Annotated in this window: 22 protein-coding genes; 18 read left to right on the top strand and 4 right to left on the bottom strand. The window is 68.7% G+C overall.

Going from position 1 to position 18,799, the window contains the following annotated elements:
• Positions 1-137: 137 nt before the first annotated feature.
• The 12 genes from Q8Q71_RS07370 (at position 138) to Q8Q71_RS07425 (ending at position 12,758) form a co-directional block, all read left to right on the top strand.
• The gene (locus Q8Q71_RS07370) at positions 138-788 is read left to right on the top strand and encodes a cation transporter (protein WP_305758961.1); all 651 of its coding nucleotides are present in this window, start codon (positions 138-140) and stop codon (positions 786-788) included.
• A complete protein-coding gene (locus Q8Q71_RS07375) occupies positions 785-1,468 on the top strand; it encodes a class I SAM-dependent methyltransferase (RefSeq protein WP_305758962.1) in 684 nt (227 codons plus the stop codon). The genes Q8Q71_RS07370 and Q8Q71_RS07375 overlap by 4 nt, the downstream gene beginning before the upstream one ends.
• A 68-nt stretch (positions 1,469-1,536) precedes the next feature.
• A complete protein-coding gene (locus Q8Q71_RS07380; protein ID WP_305758963.1) occupies positions 1,537-1,857 on the top strand; it encodes a hypothetical protein in 321 nt (106 codons plus the stop codon).
• Between the two features lie 55 nt (positions 1,858-1,912).
• On the top strand, positions 1,913-3,172 hold the full coding sequence (locus Q8Q71_RS07385; protein WP_305758964.1) for a TolC family protein: 1,260 nt from the start codon (positions 1,913-1,915) through the stop codon (positions 3,170-3,172).
• A complete protein-coding gene (locus tag Q8Q71_RS07390) occupies positions 3,169-4,329 on the top strand; it encodes an efflux RND transporter periplasmic adaptor subunit (protein WP_305758965.1) in 1,161 nt (386 codons plus the stop codon). The genes Q8Q71_RS07385 and Q8Q71_RS07390 overlap by 4 nt, the downstream gene beginning before the upstream one ends.
• A 3-nt stretch (positions 4,330-4,332) precedes the next feature.
• Positions 4,333-7,578 carry an efflux RND transporter permease subunit gene (locus tag Q8Q71_RS07395; RefSeq protein ID WP_305758966.1) on the top strand — a complete coding sequence of 1,082 codons (3,246 nt, stop codon included), beginning with the start codon at positions 4,333-4,335 and terminating at the stop codon, positions 7,576-7,578.
• Between the two features lie 53 nt (positions 7,579-7,631).
• Positions 7,632-7,967, top strand: a complete 336-nt coding sequence (locus Q8Q71_RS07400; RefSeq protein ID WP_305758967.1) for a DUF190 domain-containing protein — start codon at positions 7,632-7,634, stop codon at positions 7,965-7,967.
• Between the two features lie 13 nt (positions 7,968-7,980).
• The gene (locus Q8Q71_RS07405; RefSeq protein ID WP_305758968.1) at positions 7,981-8,574 is read left to right on the top strand and encodes a cation transporter; all 594 of its coding nucleotides are present in this window, start codon (positions 7,981-7,983) and stop codon (positions 8,572-8,574) included.
• The gene (locus Q8Q71_RS07410) at positions 8,574-10,658 is read left to right on the top strand and encodes a heavy metal translocating P-type ATPase (protein WP_305758969.1); all 2,085 of its coding nucleotides are present in this window, start codon (positions 8,574-8,576) and stop codon (positions 10,656-10,658) included. The genes Q8Q71_RS07405 and Q8Q71_RS07410 overlap by 1 nt, the downstream gene beginning before the upstream one ends.
• Positions 10,655-11,098 (top strand): DUF305 domain-containing protein, encoded by a 444-nt coding sequence (locus Q8Q71_RS07415; RefSeq protein WP_305758970.1) that lies wholly within the window; start codon positions 10,655-10,657, stop codon positions 11,096-11,098. Before Q8Q71_RS07410 ends, Q8Q71_RS07415 begins: the two co-directional genes overlap by 4 nt.
• Positions 11,064-11,522 carry a hypothetical protein gene (locus Q8Q71_RS07420; protein ID WP_305758971.1) on the top strand — a complete coding sequence of 153 codons (459 nt, stop codon included), beginning with the start codon at positions 11,064-11,066 and terminating at the stop codon, positions 11,520-11,522. Before Q8Q71_RS07415 ends, Q8Q71_RS07420 begins: the two co-directional genes overlap by 35 nt.
• Before the next feature lie 66 nt (positions 11,523-11,588).
• Positions 11,589-12,758, top strand: coding sequence for an acyltransferase (locus Q8Q71_RS07425; protein WP_305758972.1), 1,170 nt, complete (start codon positions 11,589-11,591; stop codon positions 12,756-12,758).
• 250 nt (positions 12,759-13,008) lie between these two features.
• On the opposite strand, the gene Q8Q71_RS07430 is transcribed toward Q8Q71_RS07425, so the two are convergent.
• Positions 13,009-13,410 (bottom strand): helix-turn-helix domain-containing protein, encoded by a 402-nt coding sequence (locus tag Q8Q71_RS07430; RefSeq protein ID WP_305758973.1) that lies wholly within the window; start codon positions 13,408-13,410, stop codon positions 13,009-13,011.
• Between the two features lie 102 nt (positions 13,411-13,512).
• Between Q8Q71_RS07430 and Q8Q71_RS07435 the strand changes: the two genes are divergently transcribed.
• From Q8Q71_RS07435 to Q8Q71_RS07450, 4 genes are all read left to right on the top strand, one after another.
• Complete coding sequence (locus tag Q8Q71_RS07435) at positions 13,513-13,863, top strand: MFS transporter permease (protein WP_305758974.1); 351 nt, start codon at positions 13,513-13,515, stop codon at positions 13,861-13,863.
• Complete coding sequence (locus tag Q8Q71_RS07440) at positions 13,860-14,078, top strand: GDCCVxC domain-containing (seleno)protein (RefSeq protein WP_305758975.1); 219 nt, start codon at positions 13,860-13,862, stop codon at positions 14,076-14,078. The genes Q8Q71_RS07435 and Q8Q71_RS07440 overlap by 4 nt, the downstream gene beginning before the upstream one ends.
• Before the next feature lie 147 nt (positions 14,079-14,225).
• Complete coding sequence (locus Q8Q71_RS07445; RefSeq protein WP_305758976.1) at positions 14,226-14,438, top strand: hypothetical protein; 213 nt, start codon at positions 14,226-14,228, stop codon at positions 14,436-14,438.
• Between the two features lie 100 nt (positions 14,439-14,538).
• The gene (locus tag Q8Q71_RS07450; RefSeq protein ID WP_305758977.1) at positions 14,539-14,763 is read left to right on the top strand and encodes a hypothetical protein; all 225 of its coding nucleotides are present in this window, start codon (positions 14,539-14,541) and stop codon (positions 14,761-14,763) included.
• Between the two features lie 161 nt (positions 14,764-14,924).
• Here Q8Q71_RS07450 and Q8Q71_RS07455 read toward each other — a convergent pair whose 3' ends face one another.
• Both Q8Q71_RS07455 and Q8Q71_RS07460 read right to left on the bottom strand, forming a co-directional pair.
• Entirely contained in the window at positions 14,925-15,146 is a 222-nt protein-coding gene (locus Q8Q71_RS07455) for a hydroxylase (protein WP_305758978.1), read from the bottom strand.
• A gap of 310 nt (positions 15,147-15,456) precedes the next feature.
• Positions 15,457-16,569, bottom strand: a complete 1,113-nt coding sequence (locus Q8Q71_RS07460; protein ID WP_305758979.1) for an acyltransferase — start codon at positions 16,567-16,569, stop codon at positions 15,457-15,459.
• Between the two features lie 278 nt (positions 16,570-16,847).
• Here Q8Q71_RS07460 and Q8Q71_RS07465 point away from each other — a divergent pair, with 278 nt between their 5' ends.
• Together Q8Q71_RS07465 and Q8Q71_RS07470 are read left to right on the top strand one after the other, a co-directional pair.
• The gene (locus Q8Q71_RS07465; RefSeq protein ID WP_303694471.1) at positions 16,848-17,555 is read left to right on the top strand and encodes a helix-turn-helix transcriptional regulator; all 708 of its coding nucleotides are present in this window, start codon (positions 16,848-16,850) and stop codon (positions 17,553-17,555) included.
• A 46-nt stretch (positions 17,556-17,601) separates the two neighbouring features.
• Complete coding sequence (locus Q8Q71_RS07470) at positions 17,602-18,453, top strand: sterol desaturase family protein (protein WP_303694472.1); 852 nt, start codon at positions 17,602-17,604, stop codon at positions 18,451-18,453.
• Positions 18,454-18,465: 12 nt separating this feature from the next.
• Here the strand turns inward: Q8Q71_RS07470 and Q8Q71_RS07475 are convergent, their stop codons facing one another.
• The gene (locus tag Q8Q71_RS07475; protein ID WP_304879150.1) at positions 18,466-18,741 is read right to left on the bottom strand and encodes a metal-sensitive transcriptional regulator; all 276 of its coding nucleotides are present in this window, start codon (positions 18,739-18,741) and stop codon (positions 18,466-18,468) included.
• Positions 18,742-18,799 lie beyond the last annotated feature (58 nt).

Here is an 18,799-nt window from a genome sequence, read left to right on the forward strand (position 1 = left end):
CCCTCTTGTGCACCCTCCAGCCACTGGAGGATCAAGCCTTTTCTGGGGACGATCGAGCCACGCGGGACGGTGTGCATTTTTGCTCTTGATCCTCGAGCGGCTGGAGGATGCATCCTCAGGATGACAGGTGGAGCTCCATGACCGAACATCCCTTATCCTCTGAACCGGCCGCCTCCAGCTGCGGCTGCGGCGCGACCGTCAAGTTCGACGGCGCCACCCCGGCGTATCGCCGTATCCTGATGGCGGTGATCGCCATCAACAGCCTGGCCTTCGTGGCTATCGCCGGCGGCGCCGCCGTGCAGGGTTCGGCCTCGCTGGGCGCCAACGCCCTCGACTTCCTGGCCGACGCCGCCACCTACGGCATCAGCCTGGCCGTGATCGGCCGCTCGGTCGCCGTGCGATCCACCGCCGCGCTGGTCAAGGGCGCCAGCCTGGCGGCGCTGGCCCTGTTCATCCTGGGCTATGCGATCTGGCGCGCCACGACCGGGGCGGCCCCGGAGGGCTTCGTCATCACCGGACTGGGCGCTCTGGGCTTCGTCGCCAACGCCCTGGCCGCTCTTCTGCTGGTGCGGCATCGCGAGGGCGACGCCAATGTCCGCTCGGTCTGGCTGTGTACGCGCAACGATTTGATCCAGAGCCTGGTGGTCGCGGCCACGGGCGTCGCCGTCTGGCTGACCGCGTCCCGCTGGCCCGACCTCATCGCCGGTGCGATCCTGGGGGTCGTCTTTCTGCAATCCGGCTGGTCGATCATTCGCCAGTCCCGCGAAGAGCTGAAGGCCGCGGCGTGACGGCGAGCTTCACCCCCGCGCTCGGCCATGCGGCCCTCAGCGGCTTCTATGATCCCGCCATCGCTCTGTTGACGCGCGAGCGCGTGTGGCGGGCGCGGCTGCTCGACCAGGTCGCGCCGAAGCCGGGCGAGACGATCATCGACCTCGGTTGCGGAACCGGCTCTTTCGCCGTGAGCCTGGCGCAACGGGCGCCGGGCGCGTGCATCATCGGCGTCGATCCCGACGGCGACATCCTCAGGCGCGCACAGTCGAAGGCCGATGCCGCCGGCGAGGACATCCGTTTCGTCGAGGGCTTCTCCCGCGACCTCGCCGCGATCGTCGGCGACGGCGTCGCCGACACAGTCGTCTCCAGCCTGGTCTTCCATCAACTGCCGATGGAGGAGAAGCGCCGGGGAATTGCGGCGAGCCTACGGGCGCTCAAGCCGGGCGGAACGCTTCACATCGCCGACTACGGGCGTCAGGCGGGCGTGATGCGCACGCTGTTCCGCATCGTCCAGTCGCTGGACGGCTACGAGAACACCCAGCCGAACGCCGATGGCGTTCTGCCTCGGCTGATCGGTGAAGCGGGATTCGCCAATGTACGAGAGAGCGGGACGCTGCCCACGCTGACCGGGTCGATCTCCTTTTATCGGGCGGAGCGACCCCTCGTGGAGGCCGCGCCGCCGACGGTGCGACGATGACGCGATTGAAGCGGCGACCGATCATGGTATGGGACCGCATGGGATTCCCTGCGGTCAGACATGGACTGATGACGGCGCTGCTCGCGGCGTTCCTGTCCCTGTTCGTCCTGGTCTCCGCCGTCGACGCTGCGACCTGCGGTCCCGAAGCGGCCACGTCCTCCGCCGCCAGCCTGATCGCCGACGTTCCTGGCGATGACAGCGACGGGAGCGGACCCGACAGCCACGCCATCTGCGCTCACGGCCATTGCCACCACGGCGGCATCGCTGTGCCGCAATCACCCGAAGCGCCGGTCATGACCCATGCCGGGGTGGACCTGAACGCTCTGCCGCTGGTGGACGGCTTGCCGTCCCGCATGCCCGCCGGACCAGACCGCCCTCCCAGAGGCTGACGGGACTGCGCGCGAACGCGCGCCCTCCACGTCAACCATCCGGGAAACAGGACCTATGCCATCCCCTAAACGCCGTCTGCCGCACCCCGCGGCCGGCGGAGCCGCGATCGCCCTCGCGGCGATCCTGGCCATGCTGGCCCCAGGGTCAGCCTTCGCCGAACCCGTCACCCTGGGCGAGGCGCTGTCTCGCGCCGCGGCCTCCTCGCCCACCCTGGCCGCCGCCGAAGCCGATGTCGCCGCCGCCGTCGGCCGCGCCCAGCAGGCCGGCTTCCGGCCCAATCCCGAACTCGGCCTCGAGGTCGAGAATTTCGCCGGCACCGGCGGCTTCTCCGGCGTCGATGACGCCGAAAGCACCCTGAGCGTCGGCCAGCGGTTCGAACTCGGCGGCAAGCGGCCCGCCCGCGAGCGCGCCGCCCAGGCCGAGGTAGGCGCCGCCCGGCTGCGCCTGGCCGTCGCCCGCGCCGATCTGGAACAGCAGGTGCGTGACGCCTATGCCGAGGCTTATGCGGACAACCGCCGGGTCGAACTGGCTCGCGACCAGTTCCTGCGCGCCGACAATCTTCAGACCATCGCCACCGAACTGGTCGACGCCGGCCGCGAGCCGCCGTTGCGCGCTCTGCGGGCGCGCACCGCCGCCCTGGAAGCGGTCGGACGGGTCCGGGCCGCCGAGGCCGAATACGCCGAAGCCCAGCGGGCGCTCGCCGCCCTGTGGGGCGGCGGCGAAGACCTGCCTGAACCGATCGCGTCGGAGATTCCGTCCTCGCCGGCCGCCGTCATCGATCCGGCCCGCGCGCTCGACGTGCGGCTCGCCGAGGCGGAGGTGGCGACCTCGATCGCCGTCGTCGATCGGGAACGGACCCTGTCCCGCCCCGACGTGACCGTCAGCGTCGGCGCCCGACAGTTCCGGGGCACGGACGACACGGCCCTGGTCTTCGGCGCCTCCATGCCGATCGGTCTGTTCGACCGCAACCAGGGCAATATCGCCGCCGCCAACGCCGAGCGGACCGGAGCCGAGGCCCGCCGCAACGCCGCCCTCGCCGGTGCGATCCGGCGGACGCGCGACGCCCAGGCCGCGCTGCGCACGGCCGAGGCGCAACTCGCCTTCCTCGAAACCCAGGCCGAACCCGAAGCGATCGAGGCCGTGCGCATCGCGCGTGAAGGCTTCTCGGCCGGCCGCTTCACCCTGCTGGACGTGCTCGACGCCGAAGAGGCACTCAACACCGTCCAGGCCGACATGATCACCGCCGAGCTGGAGCGCGCGCAAGCCGTCGCCGCCCTGACCCGCGCCACCGAAACCGAAGGATCCGCCCGATGAAGAGATTGACCAACCAGCAACGTCTGCTGGCCGGAGCGGCCGCGACGGTCATTCTCCTGGGGGGCGGGTTCGCCGTCTGGAGCATGACCCGCGGTCCGGACGCCGCGCCGGAAGCGAGCGCCGAGGCGGAAGAGGAGCACGGCGCCGGCGAGGCCCTGGAGATGGACGCCGCCCGCATCCAGGCGGCCGGCATCGTCGTGGCGCCGGTGGGCAGCGGATCGCTGAGCGCCGAGATCGTCGCCCAGGGCACCGTCGTCGGCACGCCTCAGGGCGAGGCCGTCCTCGCGGCCCGCGCTGACGGCGTGATCACACGAGTCTCGCTCCGCCTCGGCGACAGCGTTCGCGCCGGACAGACCGTCGCCCTGATCGAAAGCCGCGAAGCCTCCTCGATCGCCGCTGAGCGGGCGACGGCCCAGGCCCGGCTGACGGCGGCGCGGCAGGCGCTCGCCCGCGAGCAGCGCCTGTTCGACGCCAAGATCACCGCGCGGCAGGATCTCGAGGCCGCCCAGACCGTCCTGGCCGAGGCCGAGGCGGAATCCCGCCGGACGTCGTCCGCCGCCGCCGCCGCCCGCGTCTCCGGCGACGGCCGCAGCACGGGCGTGGTCAGCCCGATCAATGGACGGGTGACGGAATCGAACGCGACGCTCGGCGCCTTCGTGACGGCCGGGACCGAACTGTTCCACGTCGCCAACGCCAGTCAGATCGAGGTGCAGGCCTCGGTCTCCGCTGACGACGCCGGCCGGATCGCTCCGGGCGACCGGGCGACCATCACCCTGCCGGAAGGCGAGGTCCAGGCGACGGTGCGCTCGATCACCCCGGGCGTGGACGCGGAAAGCCGCGCCGCCACCGTCCTTCTCAGCGTCTCGGGCCTGGGGGGCTTGCGTCCCGGCCAGGCGATCGCGGTGCGGATCTACACCCGCGACGCCGGGACGACCGAGGGCGTCTCGGTGCCCGAAGAAGCCATTCAGACCGTCGAAGGCCGCGAAGTGGTGTTCGTCAGGACCGCCAACGGCTTCACCGCCGCGCCGGTCATCGTCGGCCAGCGCAGCGCCGGCCGGGCCCAGATCACCTCCGGCCTGACCGCGGGGCAGACCGTCGCCACCCGCAACGCCTTCCTGCTGAAGGCCGCGCTCGGCGCCGGCGAAGTGGAGCACTAGGCCATGATCGCCAACCTCATGGCCCTGTCGGTGCGGGCGCGATGGATGATCATCGCCCTCGTGCTGATGGTTTCCACCTACGGCGCCTGGCAGCTGACCCAACTGCCCATCGACGCCGTGCCGGACATCACCAACAACCAGGTTCAGATCAATACCCAGGACGCCTCGCTCTCGCCCGTCGAGATCGAGAAGCGGGTGACCTTCCCGGTCGAGACGGCCATGGCCGGCATTCCCGGCCTGCAGGAAACGCGGTCGCTGTCGCGCAACGGGTTCTCGCAGGTCACGGTGATCTTCGAGGAGAACGTCGACCTCTATTTCGCGCGCCAGCAGGTCAGCGAACGCCTCGTCCAGGCCCAGGAAAGCCTGCCCGAGGGCGTTCAGCCCCAGATCGGACCCGTCACCACGGGTCTGGGCGAAGTCTTCATGTACGCCATCGACTACACCAACCCGGGCGGGCGCGGCGCGACGGTGCGCAACGGCCAGCCGGGCTGGCAGTCCGACGGGTCCTTCCTCACGCCCGAGGGCGATCGTCTGACCGACGACATCTCCCGGGCGGCCTATCTCCGGACCGTTCAGGACTGGATCATCGCGCCGCAACTGCGGACGGTGAACGGCGTCGCCGGCGTCGACACCATCGGCGGCTTCGAGAAACAGTATGTCGTCGAACCCGACCCGACCCGGCTGGCCCAGTACGGCGTCTCGTTCAGCGAATTGGCCGAGGGTCTGGAGGCCGCCAACCTCTCCGTCGGCGCCAATTTCGTCGAGCGGGGCGGGGAGGCCTATCTGGTGCGGGCCGACGCCCGTATCCGCAGCCTGAGCCAGATCGAGGAAGCCATCGTCGCCACGCGCGGCGGCGTTCCCGTCGCCGTGCGCGACGTCGCTGCTGTTCGCCTCGGCGGCGACCTGCGCACCGGCGGAGCGACGATGAACGGCCACGAAGTCGTCATCGGCACTACCCTGATGCTCATCGGCGAGAACAGCCGCACGGTCGCCCGTTCGGTCGGCGAACAGCTCGAGACGACGATCCGGTCGCTGCCGCCGGGCATCAAGGTCACACCTGTCCTCGACCGCTCCAAACTCGTCAACGCCACCATCTCGACCGTCCAGCGCAACCTGATCGAGGGCGCCATTCTGGTCGCCATCGCCCTGTTCCTGCTGCTCGGCAACGTCCGCGCCGCCCTGATCGCGGTCGCGATCATCCCGATCTCCTTCTTCATGACCGCCATCGGCATGAATTTCATGGGGGTGTCGGGCAATCTGATGAGCCTGGGGGCGCTCGACTTCGGCCTCATCGTCGACGGCTCGGTGATCATCATCGAAAACTGTCTGAGACGCCTGTCCGAACGCCAGCACCACGAGGGGCGTCTTCTCACCCTGCGCGAGCGGCTGGAGGAGACCACCATCGCCACCCAGGAGATGATCAAGCCGACCGTCTACGGCCAGGCCATCATCCTGCTGGTCTTCGCACCGCTGCTGACCTTCCAGGGCGTCGAGGGCAAGACCTTCTCGCCCATGGCCATCACCTTGATGCTGGCCCTGGTCGCGGCCTTCATCCTGTCCATCACCTTCATCCCGGCGATGGTCGCCCTGGTGATGCGCAACAAGGTCTCCGAAAAGGACGTGTTCGTCATCCGCTGGATCAAGGCGAAGTACGAGCCCGTGCTGCGTCAGGCCGTGGCCCGGCCCTGGCCCTTCGTGGGCGGCGGTCTGGCCCTATTCGCCGTGGCCGGCGTGATCTTCAGCATGCTCGGCCAGGAGTTCATCCCGACCCTGGACGAGCGCAACCTCGCCATGGCCTCCCAGCGGGTGCCATCGACGGCGGTGGAGCAATCGATCCGCATGCAACGCGGCGTCGAACGGGCCATCGTCGCCCTGCCCGAGGTCGAGGTGATGTTCTCCAAGACCGGCACGGCCGAGGTCGCCACCGATCCCATGCCGCCGAACATCTCCGACGGGTTCATCATCCTCAAGCCGCAGGACCAGTGGCCGGAAGGGGTGAACACCAAGGAGGACGTGATCGAGCGGGTCGAGGCCGCGGCCAACGCCCAGGTCGGTCAGGGCTATGAGCTCAGCCAGCCGATCGAGCTGCGGTTCAACGAACTGATCGCCGGCGTACGCGGCGACGTCGCCATCAAGCTCTATGGCGACGATCTCGACAAGCTGACGGCCACGGCCAACCGGATCGCGGCCCAGCTGAACGCCACGCCGGGCGCGGCCGACGTCAAGGTCGAACAGACCGACGGCGCGCCGTCTCTGGATGTGACCTTCGACCGGGCCGCGATCGCGCGCTTCGGCCTGACTGTGGAGGAGGTGGCCGATACGGTGGCCGCCGCCATGGGCGGGCGCGAGGCCGGGCAGTTGTTCGAGGGCGACCGCCGCTTCGACGTGGTGGTGCGCGTGCCCAACGCCAGCCGCCACGACCTCGACGCCATCGGCGCCATCCCGGTGATGCTGCCGGAGCAGGAGGGCCGCGTTCGGGCCTCGGTGCCCTTGCGGCAGGTGGCCTCGTTCCGCTTCGCCGAGGGGCTGAACCAGATCAGCCGCGAGAACGGCAAGCGTCGCGTCGTGGTCCAGGCCAACGTCCGCGGCCGCGACGTCGGGTCGTTCGTCCGGGAGGCCATGCCCAAGGTGGAGACGGTCGCCCTGCCGGCCGGCTCGTGGATCGAGTGGGGCGGCCAGTTCCAGAACCTCAAGGCGGCCTCCGACCGCCTGTCGCTGGTCGTGCCGATCTGCTTCCTGGCCATCTTCGCGGTGCTCTTCCTCGCCGTGGGGACGTTCGGGCGGGCGGTGGCGGTCTTCCTCACCGTGCCGCTCGGTCTGGCGGGCGGCGTCTTCGCCCTGGCCCTGACCGGCATCTCCTTCTCGGTGTCGGCGGCGGTGGGCTTCATCTGCCTGGCCGGGGTCGCGGTGCTGAACGGCCTGGTGGTCATGTCGTCGATCCGGCAGCGGCTCGATGACGGGATGGAGCTCTCCCGTTCCATCATCGAGGGCTGCATGGAGCGGGTGCGCCCGGTCATCATGACGGGTCTCGTCCCGGCCATCGGCTTCGTGCCCATGGCCCTGGCCCACGGCACCGGCGCCGAGGTGCAGAAACCCCTGGCCATGGTCGTCATCGGCGGCCTGGTCACGGCGACCCTGCTGACGCTGCTGGTCCTGCCGGCCATGAGCCGGCTGGTCCTCGGTCTGACCGAGGGGCGGCGTTCCAGACCCACCGACGCGCCGGCCGCAGAGCCGGTTCCGGCGGAATAGTCACGGTCCCCGCCGTCGCATCGGCGGCGGGGATTCCCCTTCAGGAGGCGATCATGTCCGACCCCATCAAACTGATGCGCATCTACACCGACGAGGCCGCCTATTTCGGCGACCGCAAGGTTTTTGAAATCGTGACGGAGCGCGCGCGGGCCGCCGGCGTGGCCGGCGCCACTGTATTGAGGGCGCTTGTCGGCTTCGGCCACACGCCCCACCTGCACCGCCGCCATGTGCTGGACGACGATCAGTCGCTGATCGTCGAACTGCTCGATCACGAATCCAGACTCCGGGCGTTCCTGGAGACCTTGGCCGATCTCGAACACCTCGGCCCGGTCACCCTGGAAGCCGTCGAAGTCCTGCGCTGGCCGGACGCGGCGAGCGATCCGGCTTGAGCGGAGCGATGATGTGAGCACCCCAGCGGCCGAACGTGATCAGCGACGCACCCTCCTGTGGGTGCTGGTGCTCAACGCGGCCCTGTTCGTCGGGCTCGGCCTGGCGGGCTGGCTGGCTGATTCCAGCGCCCTGCTGGCCAATGCGCTCGACAACGCCTCCGACAGCGTCGTCTATCTGATCAGCTTCCTGGCCGTGGGCCGCTCCGAGACCTGGAAGTCCCGCGCCGCCGGCGCTTCGGGCGTCCTTCTCCTGATCTTCGCCGCCGGAGTGATCGCCGATGTCGTGCGGCGGTGGCTGACCGGGGCCGAGCCGCTCGGGCCGACCATGATGGTCATGGCCGTGGTGGCCGCCGGCGTGAACCTGTGGTGCCTGCTGCTACTGAAACGGATCAAGGTCGACGATGTGAACATGCGGGCGGCCGAGACCTTCAGCTTCAACGACTTCATTTCCAACGGCGGCATCCTGGTCGCGGGCGGCCTCGTTCTCTGGCTGGGCCGATCCTGGCCGGACCTGGTGGTCGGCGCCCTCGTGGCGCTGATCGCCGCGAAGGGCGGCTTTGAGATCCTGGAAGACGCCCGAAAATCCCGAGAAGAGGGAACACGCTGATGGCCGGTCACAGTCACGCCGAGGGCGACAAAAACGACCATGCGAGCGAAAAGGCGGGAGCTGACCCGCACGCGCACGGCGGCGTCTTCGGGTCCAACACCGAGGTGATTTTCGCCCTGGCGAGCGGCGGGGCCCTGGCCCTGGGCTTCGGTCTCGAAAAGCTAGCGCCCGGCGTCCCGGTCTGGCTGCCTCTGTCCCTCTATGTGATCGCCTATGGTTTCGGCGGCTTATTCACGGCTCGTGAGGCTTTCGAAAACCTCCGAAACAGGCGTTTCGAGATCGACACGCTGATGCTCGTGGCCGCCGCCGGGGCGGCGGCTCTGGGCGCCTGGGCGGAGGGCGCGCTGCTCCTGTTCCTGTTCAGCATCGGCCACGCCCTTGAGAACTACGCCATGGGCCGCGCCAAACGGGCGATCGAAGCCCTGGCCGACCTCGCGCCCCGTACAGCGCATGTTCGGCGCGGCGACCAGGTCGTGGAAGTTCCGGTCGAGGAGGTCGCGGTCGGCGACACGGTGGTCGTGCGTCCCAACGAACGGCTGCCGGCCGACGGGTTCGTCGTGGTCGGCGCGACAAGCATCAATCAGGCCCCGGTCACCGGCGAGAGCATGCCGGTCGACAAGCAGCCGGTTCCCGACGCCGCTGCGGCCCGCGCCCGGCCGGCGCAGATCGGCTTCGCCTCCATCGTCTTCGCGGGCACCATCAACGGGGCCGGCGCGATCGAGATCGAGACGACGCGCAAATCCACGGACACGACCCTGGCCAAGGTTGTCCGCATGGTCAGCGAGGCCGAGACCCAGAAGTCTCCCACGCAGCGGTTCACGGACCGCTTCGAACGGATTTTCGTGCCCGTGGTCCTCGGCCTGGCCTTCGTCCTGCTCTTCGCCTGGGTTGTGGTCGACGAGCCGTTCCGCGACAGCTTCTACCGGGCCATGGCCGTTCTGGTCGCGGCCAGTCCCTGCGCCCTCGCCATCGCCACGCCCAGCGCCGTCCTCTCGGGTGTCGCGCGCGCGGCCCGGGCCGGCGTGCTGATCAAGGGCGGCGCGCCCCTGGAGAACCTCGGCTCGCTCCACGCCATCGCATTCGACAAGACCGGCACCCTGACGGAAGGACGCCCCCGCATCACCGACCTCGTTCCTGTGGGCGGCGCGAAGGACGTTGACCTCCTGACGACCGCCGTCGCCGTCGAGCGGCTGAGCGATCACCCCCTGGCAGAGGCGATCGCCCGCGACGGGCTGGAGCGCCTCAAGGGCGGGGCGATCGTTGCGGCTTCGGAGCTCAAAAGCCTGACCGGGAAGGGGGTGACCGCCCGGTTCGAAGGCGAGCCGGTCTGGATCGGCAAGCCGGAGATGTTCGGCGTGGACGGGGTCGGCCCGCTCAGCGATGAGGCGGAGGCGGCCGTCACGCGCCTGCGGCTCGAGGGTCGCACCCTGATGGTCGTGCGCCGGGGCGAACGCGACCTCGGCGTGATCGGCCTTCTGGACACGCCGAGGCCTGCAGCGCGTACGGCGCTGGACGCCCTGCGCGGGCTGGGGGTGTCACGGATGATCATGATCTCGGGAGACCACCAGAAGGCGGCTCAGGCCATCGCCGGCCAGGTCGGCCTGACCGAGGCCTGGGGCGATCTCATGCCCGAGGACAAGGTCGACGCCATCAAGCGGCTTCGGGCCGAGGGCAAGATCGCGATGGTCGGGGACGGCGTGAACGACGCCCCCGCGATGGCCACCGCGACTGTCGGCATCGCCATGGGCGCCGCCGGGTCCGACGTCGCCCTGGAGACGGCGGATGTCGCCCTGATGTCCGACGATCTCTCGCAACTGCCCTTCGCCGTCGGCCTCAGTCGCCGAACCCGCGGCATCATCCTGCAGAACCTGGTCGTCAGCCTTGGGGTGGTCGCCTTCCTCGTGCCCGCCACCATCTTCGGACTGGGCATCGGACCGGCGGTGGCCATGCACGAGGGCTCGACCCTTCTGGTCGTGTTCAATGCGCTTCGGCTCCTCGGCTACCGCGACCCCCACCTTAAGGCGGCCCGGTCGACTGAGGGGCCCGCCACCGCGGCTCCGGACCCGAAGGGAGCGACGTCATGAAGCGCATCGGATGGGTTTCCGTTATCGCCGTGTTCCTGGCGCTGTCGGCCTTCGCCTACGGCATGCTGACGGCACGGTCACGGCCTGCAGCGGACTCGACGCCCCCGTCATCCACCCGGGCTGTCGGTGGTCATCAGACCCAGGGCGCAACGCCAGGGGAGGCACCCTCCACACAGGCCTATCGCGAAGCGAATGACCGGATGCACCGGGAGATGGCCATCGCCTATACGGGCGACGCCGACATCGACTTCCTTCGCGGCATGGTCGCGCATCACGAAGGCGCCGTCGCCATGGCGAAGATCGCTGTCGAGCACGGCGAGGCCGCGAACGTCCAAAGCCTCGCGCGTGAGATCATCGCCGCCCAGGAGGCCGAGATCATCAGGATGAGGATCCTGCTGGCGCGCCATGAGGACGTCCCGCTCCCTGGCGTCAGGCCCTGACGCCGTGGCCGGCAAGCGGTTCACCGTCCGGAGTCGCGACATTCGCTGGAAGGAGGGCCGCGCCAAGACCAGACGGTCGCGGCCGAGGCCCCCGCCCAAGCCAAATCTGACCCTGGATCTGGTGGTCGCAGGGGTGGCAAGCCTCGCGGCGGCCGGCGTCGTCTTCTGCCTCGCCTTCATCCTGTCCGGGTCTCACGGCGTCCCCCTGTATCTGGGTTATGCCGTGATCCTGGGCGGCGTCGGCGTCGCCTGTCTGATTCTGGGGCCTCGGGATCGCGGAGGACGGATGATCGCAGGCGCGATTGGCGTGCTCTGGCTGATCGGATCGGCAGGCCTGTTCGCCGCCCGAGCGGAGATCGTCATACCTCCCCATCGGCATACGACTGCCGCCCAGCCCGTCGGGGCGGACAAGGCGGAGGGCTGAGGTTCCGCCGGTCCACGGTGCGCGGCCGCTAACCTTTCCTTGGCCGCTCCGGGACTAGGGTTCGGCATGTCTCGCGCCGACGACGAGCCGATGAAGCCGATCCCGACGCGCATCGCCCGCGGCGGCTGGCTCGACGCGCTCCGGTTCATCGTCGGGGCGCTGATCATCCTCTACCATTTCCGCGAGGCCTCGCCGGTTCCGCTGCCGCAGATCCATCCGGTGTTCGACCGCGGCTATCTGCTCACCGACTTCTTCATCATCGACTCCGGCTACGTCCTGGCCCGCATCTATGGCGACCGCCTCGCCGCCGGGCAGGCCTCGCTGCGCGCCTATGCACGCCAGCGCCTGCTGCGCGTCATTCCGGCCCACCTTGTGGTCAGTCTCATCCTCGTGACCATCGTCGGCGGCGCCGCGCTGGCGGGCGTCGCGCCCAGCAATCCGCGATGGTTCGACTGGTCGCAACTGCCCGCGCAGGTGTTGCTGGTCCAAGCCTATGGCGTGCCAGGCGGGCAGGGGTGGAACGCCCCGACCTGGACGCTCTCGGCCCTGATCGGCTGCTATCTCCTCCTGCCATGGATATGTCGCGCGCTCTGGCGCTGGCCGCCCGCCCTGGTGGTGATCGGAGCGGTCACGGTGGTCGTCGTCGCTGATTTCGCCGCCTCGCTGTGGCTCGGCGATCCGATCTATCGCCTGCCGATGCGGTACGGCATCCTCCGCGCCCTGCCGCTCTTCCTGCTCGGCGTCGCAGCGGCCTTCTACGGCGCGCGCGTCCATGTCGCGCCGCGCCTTGCGGCGGGGATCGGCGTCAGCGCCGCCGTCGCACTGGTCATGTTGCAGGCCTTTGGCGGCTTCAGCCTGCTGTCTCTTGGCCTGATGACAGCGATCATCTGGGCTGCCGGAGCCATCCCCGTGGTCAGGCCCTCGCGCCTGATCGAACATCTGGCCCTGATGTCGTTCTCGATGTTCCTCACCAATGAAGTGACCCGCATCGTCTGGTTCGGCCTGCTCGACGCCCTCGGTCAGGAGTCTCTGACGTCCGGCGTCCGCTGGGCGCTCTGGTCCGTGGGTTTCGCCGGGGCCTTCGCCGCCGCCGCCGTGTTCCGCTACAGCTTCGACCGCCCCGTCCAGACTTGGCTCAAAACCTCTGGCGCGAACCGCGCCGCCATGGATGCGGAGACGACGCGCGTCGCGTCCAGGGCGTCAGGCGCCGTCGTCACAGTCGAACACCCGGGTTGAACCGTCACTGAGGATCGACACCGGTGGTGCAGGGTCCGTGCCGAGCCCTTGGCATGCGGGGGCGCCAAGCGCCTTGGCGGCCGGACTGTCGCACAGCAGCCGGTCGGCGTCGCTGGCCGGGGCACATCTGTCGATGGCGTAGCCGCCCGCCATCGTCCTGTGGCGGGGGCCAGCCGGTCAGTCGCTGCAGGAAGCCGCGAAATGATCCGATGCCGGGGACCGGGCTCGCCTGGCGGGCCGTCGTCGGGACTCAGCTTCCCAACTCTTCGATGACCGGACAGCGGACCGCCACTCCGTCGCTGCAGTCGGCGACGGCCTGTCTCAATACCCGCCGCAGCCGCTGCAAATCCGCGATCTTCGCATCGACGCTGGCGATATGATCCTGCGCCATGTCGCGCACCTCGCGGCAGGTTTCGACCCCGGATTCACTGAGGGCGATCAGGCGTCGGATGGCGTCGAGCCCGAACCCCAGTTCCCGAGAGCGGCGGATGAACCGGAGCCGCTGTCGGTGCTCGGGCTCGTAGCTGCGATGACCGCCCGGCGTCCGACCGGGCTCGGGCATCAGCCCGATGCGCTCGTAGTAGCGCACCGTTTCCAGGTTCACGCCGGCGCTCTCCGCCAGCCGTCCGATCGTCAAACCGCGTCCCGACATTTTTGCTTGATCCCGTAGTCGCTACGGGTTGCATCGTACCGGTCGATGGACCGAGGAGAAACCGTGGACTTGCCAGAAACACGCCGGGCGGGACGACCGGAAATGGCTGTCAGCGCGACGGCCGCCGTTGGCGCCGCCGCGTCCGTGTTCGCCTGGGCGGCCTGTTGCGTTCTCCCGTTGGCGCTTTCGCTCGCGGGTCTATCCTTCGCCGGCGCGGCGCTGATCGCCGGCATGCGGGGTTGGCTGACCGTCCTGGCGGTCGTCGCCCTGCTGGCGGGATGGATGCTGCACTGGCGCCGCCTCCGCATGTGCCGGCGCGAGGACGCTTGCCGACGGCCGTCGCGACTGGCCGCCGGGCTCCTCGTCGCCGCGACGGTGCTGGTGATGCTATCGTTGGCCTGGCAGCCCTTGATAGAGCCCTGGATCCTGCTTCGCCTGGCGGCCGGCCAATGACGGCGGAAGTGCAGTTGCGGTCGACATTGGTCTGTCCGCATTGCGGCCATCAGGCGACCGAGACCATGCCGACCGACGCCTGCCTGTATTTCTACGACTGCCTGGGCTGCGGTCGGATGCTGAAGCCCAAATACGGCGACTGCTGCGTCTTCTGTTCCTACGCGGATGTCCCGTGTCCGCCGATACAGGTGGATGGGAAGGCCTGTTGCGGTTAGGTAGATGGCGTGGGGCCGCGCATCCATCGCCTTCGTCTTGAACAAGGATTTGGCCGCCAGCCTCCGGGCTGTTTTGGGCGAAACTCTGGACTATGCTCCGGATCATTTGCGGCGGTCGCACTAGCGGCGCCTATCCAGGAGACGGTGGTGACGGGCGAAATCGTCGAACTGTTTGTGTTGAGGAGCGGCGATCGGTGGACCGTCATGTCCGAGGGCGTCGCGCGAGGAAGTTTCGACTATCAGGTGGATGCTGAAGAGGCCGCCATCCGGCTTGCCCGGGGTGCGCAGGCGAAAGGATGCCGCAGCGGCGTGATGTCCCCGGACCGGGGAAGCCAGATGCGCAGGGTCTGGCCAATCTAGCTCGACCGCGCACAATGATCGCCGTGGCGATCTGAGGGGAGCGTTCTATCCTCGCCGACGTTGTCGGTCAGCAGGCATGCGATTTTCGGAGAGAGTCCAGATGACGATCAGGGACGAGGTTGATCATGCGATGGACGTCTATCACGGCGACGACCTGCAGTACGTCACGGTGGGTTTCGATCAGTGGGACCAGTTTTGCCGCGAGGTCGGGCTGACGCCGGCGCCCGACTATCCCGGCTCCTCCGATGTCGAGGTCAGCTATCGCGGCATGAGCGTTCGGCCGGGAATGTCCCCGGATGAGATCGTCCTCGTCACCGGCGAATAGCGCTCGCGCAAAGGGCAAAAAAAGGCTGAGCAAGGTCGCGCCGGTGGCCGCCGAACGAAGCGGGGTCGTTCCGCGGCGCGGCCGGTGGATCTCAAGGTGCTCGGCCGTTGTCGTTGTCCTTTGCGGACGTCATCGAACAGTCATGGCTCGCTGACCCGGCGCTACCGGCCCAGCATGCGTCGGCATTGGGCGTGGGTCATTCCCATCGGGCTCACGCCGCCGCTCTTTTCAGCGCTGTGACTGTGGGTCGCGCCTTCGCCCATGGTGCGGAGCATTTGTTCGCACGACGTCCGTTGTTCGGCCGTCGGGGGCGCGGTGGTCGCGCAGGCTGAAACGCTGACGGCCAGCGCCAGGGCGCTCACGAGAGCAAGGGATTTGTTCATGTGGCCGGTCCTCCCGAAGACAGTCTTCGATTCCCTTCTACCGGCGCTGGCGAACGGCGCTTTGATCCAAAGCAAACGGCGCGGGAGCCCAGCCCGCCAAAGGTTCGGATTTGTCGGCAGTGTCGGAGGGGGCGGTGCTTTGAGCGAGGCGTTCGATGAAGAACGCGCTTTCCGATGATGGGTCAGATTCCAACCGAATAACGCCCGGACCCTCAGGGCTCCCGATTAAAAGCCTCACCGCCCTTCCGCCGATGGAAACCTTCTTTTTCGGAGTTCGCGCCGGCCGGCCTGACCCGGGGCCTCGCTCGCGTCAGGGGCAGGTCCGAGGACTTTCGAACCGGCGTCGAATCCAGGCGCGGCCGGGTTTCTCGACGAGCAGATGCAGGGCGGCCGCGATCAACGCCGTGGCGACAAACAACCCGGTCAGTTCGATCGGTGTGATCCGGAAGGCGCTGTCGATGCCGCGGAGTTCAGCGACGACGCCCTTCCAGGCTACGATCACCGGCATGTGCACGAGATAGAGGGCGAAGGACGCCTCGCCGGCGAAGACCAGGGCCGGGGCGGCGAGGGGGCCCTCGCAGTCCGCGCGTGCAAGCAGGGACCAGGTCAGGATCACGGGGGCTGAGAGGGCGACGATGATGCGGTCATCCAGCGACAGCTGCATGGCGCCGAGCAGGACCAAGGTGGTGAACAGGGCTGCGGCGATGGCGACGGGCCGGCTCCAGCGCCAGCGATGGCCCAGGGCGTAAAGCGCCATGCCGATCAGAAATTCCGGGACGATCCGCAGAATGCCGAGGGAATCCTCGGCCCGGGGCAGGACCTTGCCGAACGCCTGAACGTACAGGGCGTCGAACACGACGAACGCCACCGCCCCCGTCCCGAGCAACGCCCAGGGGCGAGCCCGGAACCGCAGGGCCAGCCATGCGAAGGCCGGGAACAGGAGATAGGCGAACCATTCCGCCGACAGCGACCAGCTCGGTCCGCTCCAGTGGATGACCGCGTCCGTCGGGAACCAGGCCTGGACGAGGAACAGGGTCTGGAAGAAGGCCAGCGGCGGATAGCTGTCGGCGTCGAACCGGACCCCGGCCGCGGTGGCGCCCAGGACCATGACCAGCACGCTGGCCAGCACCGAGACGTGTAGGGGGTAGAGCCGCGCCAAGCGGGCGATGAGGAAGCGCCTGTAGCTGAAGGTCCCGGCGGCGAACGCCGGCCCGTAGACGTGGGCCAGGATGAAGCCCGACAACATGAAGAAGGCGTCCACCGCCAGCCGGCTGCGCTCGATGATCGGGCTGAAGCCCAAGGCCGGATCCCATTGGAGCTGGTAGTGGAACAGCACCACGCCCACGGCCAGGAAGGCCCGCAGACTGGTCAGGGCTCTCAGCTCGGCCGGATAGCCGTCGCGGGTCGGCGGTACGGACGTCATGAGCAATGGCCCCCCCAAGGCGGGCGGAACACGACGGTCCACCTATCTGGGATACGCATCGGATACGTACATCCCTCGTCCCGCCGCGTCAGGCGCCAGTCCAGCGGTGCCGTGGGCCCGGCAAAGCGGCGATGGTCCGCTCCTACCCGTTGCGAGGGGCTCATGGTGCGCGGCTTGCGGGTTTCGCCGGAAGGCGCGATGACAACTGCCGTCGGCGATGGGACCGGCGCGGACGCCGCGACACTATGGCTTCGCCTTCATCGAGCGCAGTTTTCGCCATGGGCGACGGATGGGCCGCCTATGCGGGCCCGCATGAAGCGCACGCCGCTCACGCCCATGTCGCGATACAGCTGGCCGTGGCCCGCACGGGCTCGGTCCGCGTGGTTCTGGAAGACCATCGCACCTTGAGCGGTCAGGCGATCGTCATCGGCCCGCGGGTTCGCCATCGGATGACCGACGAGGGCGGGTCGGTCCTGCTGTTTTACCTGGAGACGCACACGCCGTTGGCCTCGAGCCTTCTGGCGCTGATCGCGCCGGCCGTCGCGGCCGTCGCTCCGCCCTCCGTGACGGCCCTGTTGAGCCCTGAGGCCCAGCCGGACCGCATCGTGGCGGGCCTCAGAGAAGGGCTCGGCGTCAAGGAAGTGAAGCTGGATCCACGCCTTGAAGGGGCGCTCCTCAAGGCGTCCGAAGACCCGGCGCCCGGCGCCGTCGCCCGGGCGGCCCGGGCGGTCGGCCTGTCCCCCGCGCGCCTCCGGGTTCTGGCCCAGGCGCAGATGCAGGCTCCGCTGTCGCAATGGCTGCTATGGCGAAAGCTGCAGAGGGCCGGGCATGAGATGGCGTCGGGCGCGGGCCTGGTGGAGGCGGCGATCGCCGGCGGTTTCGCCGACCAGGCGCATCTGAACCGCGTCACGAAACGCATGTTCGGCGTGACGCCCTTGCAGGCGTCGAGCGTCGTGCGTTCTGCGGACAATCGGTTCGTTCAATAAGCCGCCCGCCGGCCGCGTCATCCTGGGGCGTCCCTGGAGCCCTCCGATGCCCCTCGCCCGGTTTCTCGTCCGTCTCGGTTATGCGCCGGTGTTCTTCGCGGGATTCCTTGGGGCCGCGGTGACCTTGGCCGAGCGCGGGGCGCCCCCGTGGAGTCTGCCGATCCTGCTCGGGCTGGCGCTGGCGGTCTCGTTCGCCGCCGAGCGTCTGGCGCCCTACGAACCCGTCTGGAATCAACCCCACGGGGACGCCGGCCGCGATTTGATCCATGCGGCGGTCAATGAGGCGTCGATTGTCCTCTCGGTTCTGGCCCTGCCCCTTGTGTCCGGCGTGATCCCGGGTCTCGACGTCTGGCCGTCCGGCTGGCCGCTATGGGGACAACTGGCGGTCGCCATAGTGGCGGCGGACTTCGGCATCACCCTGGCGCACTACGCCAGCCATCGCATCCCGGCGCTCTGGTCGTTGCACGCCGTGCATCATTCCGTCGAACGGATGTATGGTTTCAACGGCCTGCTGAAACATCCCCTCCATCAGGCGATAGAATTGACGGCCGGTGTTGCGCCGCTGGTGCTCCTCGGCATGCCCTCGGACGTCGCCTGGCTTCTGGCCTTCGCCGTGGCGATCCAACTGATCCTTCAGCACTCCAACGTCGATATGAAGATCGGACCGCTGATCTACATATGGGCGGTCGCCCCGGCCCACCGACACCATCATCTGGCGTCGCAGACCGAGGGTGACGTCAATTTCGGCCTGTTCACCAGCCTGTGGGACCATCTGCTGGGAACGTTCCGGTCGGGGGCCGACACGCCTCGGACGGGCCAGATCGGCGTGTCCGGTCGGCCCGACTACCCCAGAGGATATCTCCGGCAACTCGCCGAACCCTTCCGACGGGGTGTCTGACACCCTGTCGCACTAGCGCGAGGCGCGTCCGAGCAGCTCGATCAGTTCGTTCGCCTTGGCCTTGCGCTCGGCCGGATCGTCGCCGGTCATCGCGCCCATGACGCAGTGGTCGAGGTGATCCTTGAGGACCTCGCTCTCGACACGCAGCAGGGCGGCCCGCACCGCCTGCAGCTGGGTCAGCACGTCCACGCAGTATCGGTCATCCTCGACCATCCGGGCGATGCCGCGCACCTGTCCCTCGATCCGGTTGAGACGGTTCATCACCTTGGGCTTGGTCAGGGTCTGCATCCAATTCCTCATTCCAGTCATTCCCTATACCCTATGATGGTATCTTGCGCGATACCCC

Origin of the sequence: Brevundimonas sp., assembly GCF_030704825.1 — a bacterium.
GTDB lineage: Bacteria > Pseudomonadota > Alphaproteobacteria > Caulobacterales > Caulobacteraceae > Brevundimonas.

Excerpts from the sequence above, each read along its gene's own strand:
- Q8Q71_RS07370 (WP_305758961.1), top strand. The coding sequence starts at position 138 with ATGACCGAACATCCCTTATCCTCTGAACCGGCCGCCTCCAGCTGCGGC.
- Q8Q71_RS07380 (WP_305758963.1), top strand. The coding sequence starts at position 1,537 with ATGACGGCGCTGCTCGCGGCGTTCCTGTCCCTGTTCGTCCTGGTCTCC.
- Q8Q71_RS07385 (WP_305758964.1), top strand. The coding sequence starts at position 1,913 with ATGCCATCCCCTAAACGCCGTCTGCCGCACCCCGCGGCCGGCGGAGCC.
- Q8Q71_RS07390 (WP_305758965.1), top strand. The coding sequence starts at position 3,169 with ATGAAGAGATTGACCAACCAGCAACGTCTGCTGGCCGGAGCGGCCGCG.
- Q8Q71_RS07395 (WP_305758966.1), top strand. The coding sequence starts at position 4,333 with ATGATCGCCAACCTCATGGCCCTGTCGGTGCGGGCGCGATGGATGATC.
- Q8Q71_RS07400 (WP_305758967.1), top strand. The coding sequence starts at position 7,632 with ATGTCCGACCCCATCAAACTGATGCGCATCTACACCGACGAGGCCGCC.
- Q8Q71_RS07410 (WP_305758969.1), top strand. The coding sequence starts at position 8,574 with ATGGCCGGTCACAGTCACGCCGAGGGCGACAAAAACGACCATGCGAGC.
- Q8Q71_RS07415 (WP_305758970.1), top strand. The coding sequence starts at position 10,655 with ATGAAGCGCATCGGATGGGTTTCCGTTATCGCCGTGTTCCTGGCGCTG.
- Q8Q71_RS07420 (WP_305758971.1), top strand. The coding sequence starts at position 11,064 with ATGAGGACGTCCCGCTCCCTGGCGTCAGGCCCTGACGCCGTGGCCGGC.
- Q8Q71_RS07425 (WP_305758972.1), top strand. The coding sequence starts at position 11,589 with ATGTCTCGCGCCGACGACGAGCCGATGAAGCCGATCCCGACGCGCATC.
- Q8Q71_RS07430 (WP_305758973.1), bottom strand. The coding sequence starts at position 13,410 with ATGTCGGGACGCGGTTTGACGATCGGACGGCTGGCGGAGAGCGCCGGC.
- Q8Q71_RS07435 (WP_305758974.1), top strand. The coding sequence starts at position 13,513 with ATGGCTGTCAGCGCGACGGCCGCCGTTGGCGCCGCCGCGTCCGTGTTC.
- Q8Q71_RS07440 (WP_305758975.1), top strand. The coding sequence starts at position 13,860 with ATGACGGCGGAAGTGCAGTTGCGGTCGACATTGGTCTGTCCGCATTGC.
- Q8Q71_RS07450 (WP_305758977.1), top strand. The coding sequence starts at position 14,539 with ATGACGATCAGGGACGAGGTTGATCATGCGATGGACGTCTATCACGGC.
- Q8Q71_RS07455 (WP_305758978.1), bottom strand. The coding sequence starts at position 15,146 with ATGAACAAATCCCTTGCTCTCGTGAGCGCCCTGGCGCTGGCCGTCAGC.
- Q8Q71_RS07460 (WP_305758979.1), bottom strand. The coding sequence starts at position 16,569 with ATGACGTCCGTACCGCCGACCCGCGACGGCTATCCGGCCGAGCTGAGA.
- Q8Q71_RS07465 (WP_303694471.1), top strand. The coding sequence starts at position 16,848 with ATGGGCGACGGATGGGCCGCCTATGCGGGCCCGCATGAAGCGCACGCC.
- Q8Q71_RS07470 (WP_303694472.1), top strand. The coding sequence starts at position 17,602 with ATGCCCCTCGCCCGGTTTCTCGTCCGTCTCGGTTATGCGCCGGTGTTC.
- Q8Q71_RS07475 (WP_304879150.1), bottom strand. The coding sequence starts at position 18,741 with ATGCAGACCCTGACCAAGCCCAAGGTGATGAACCGTCTCAACCGGATC.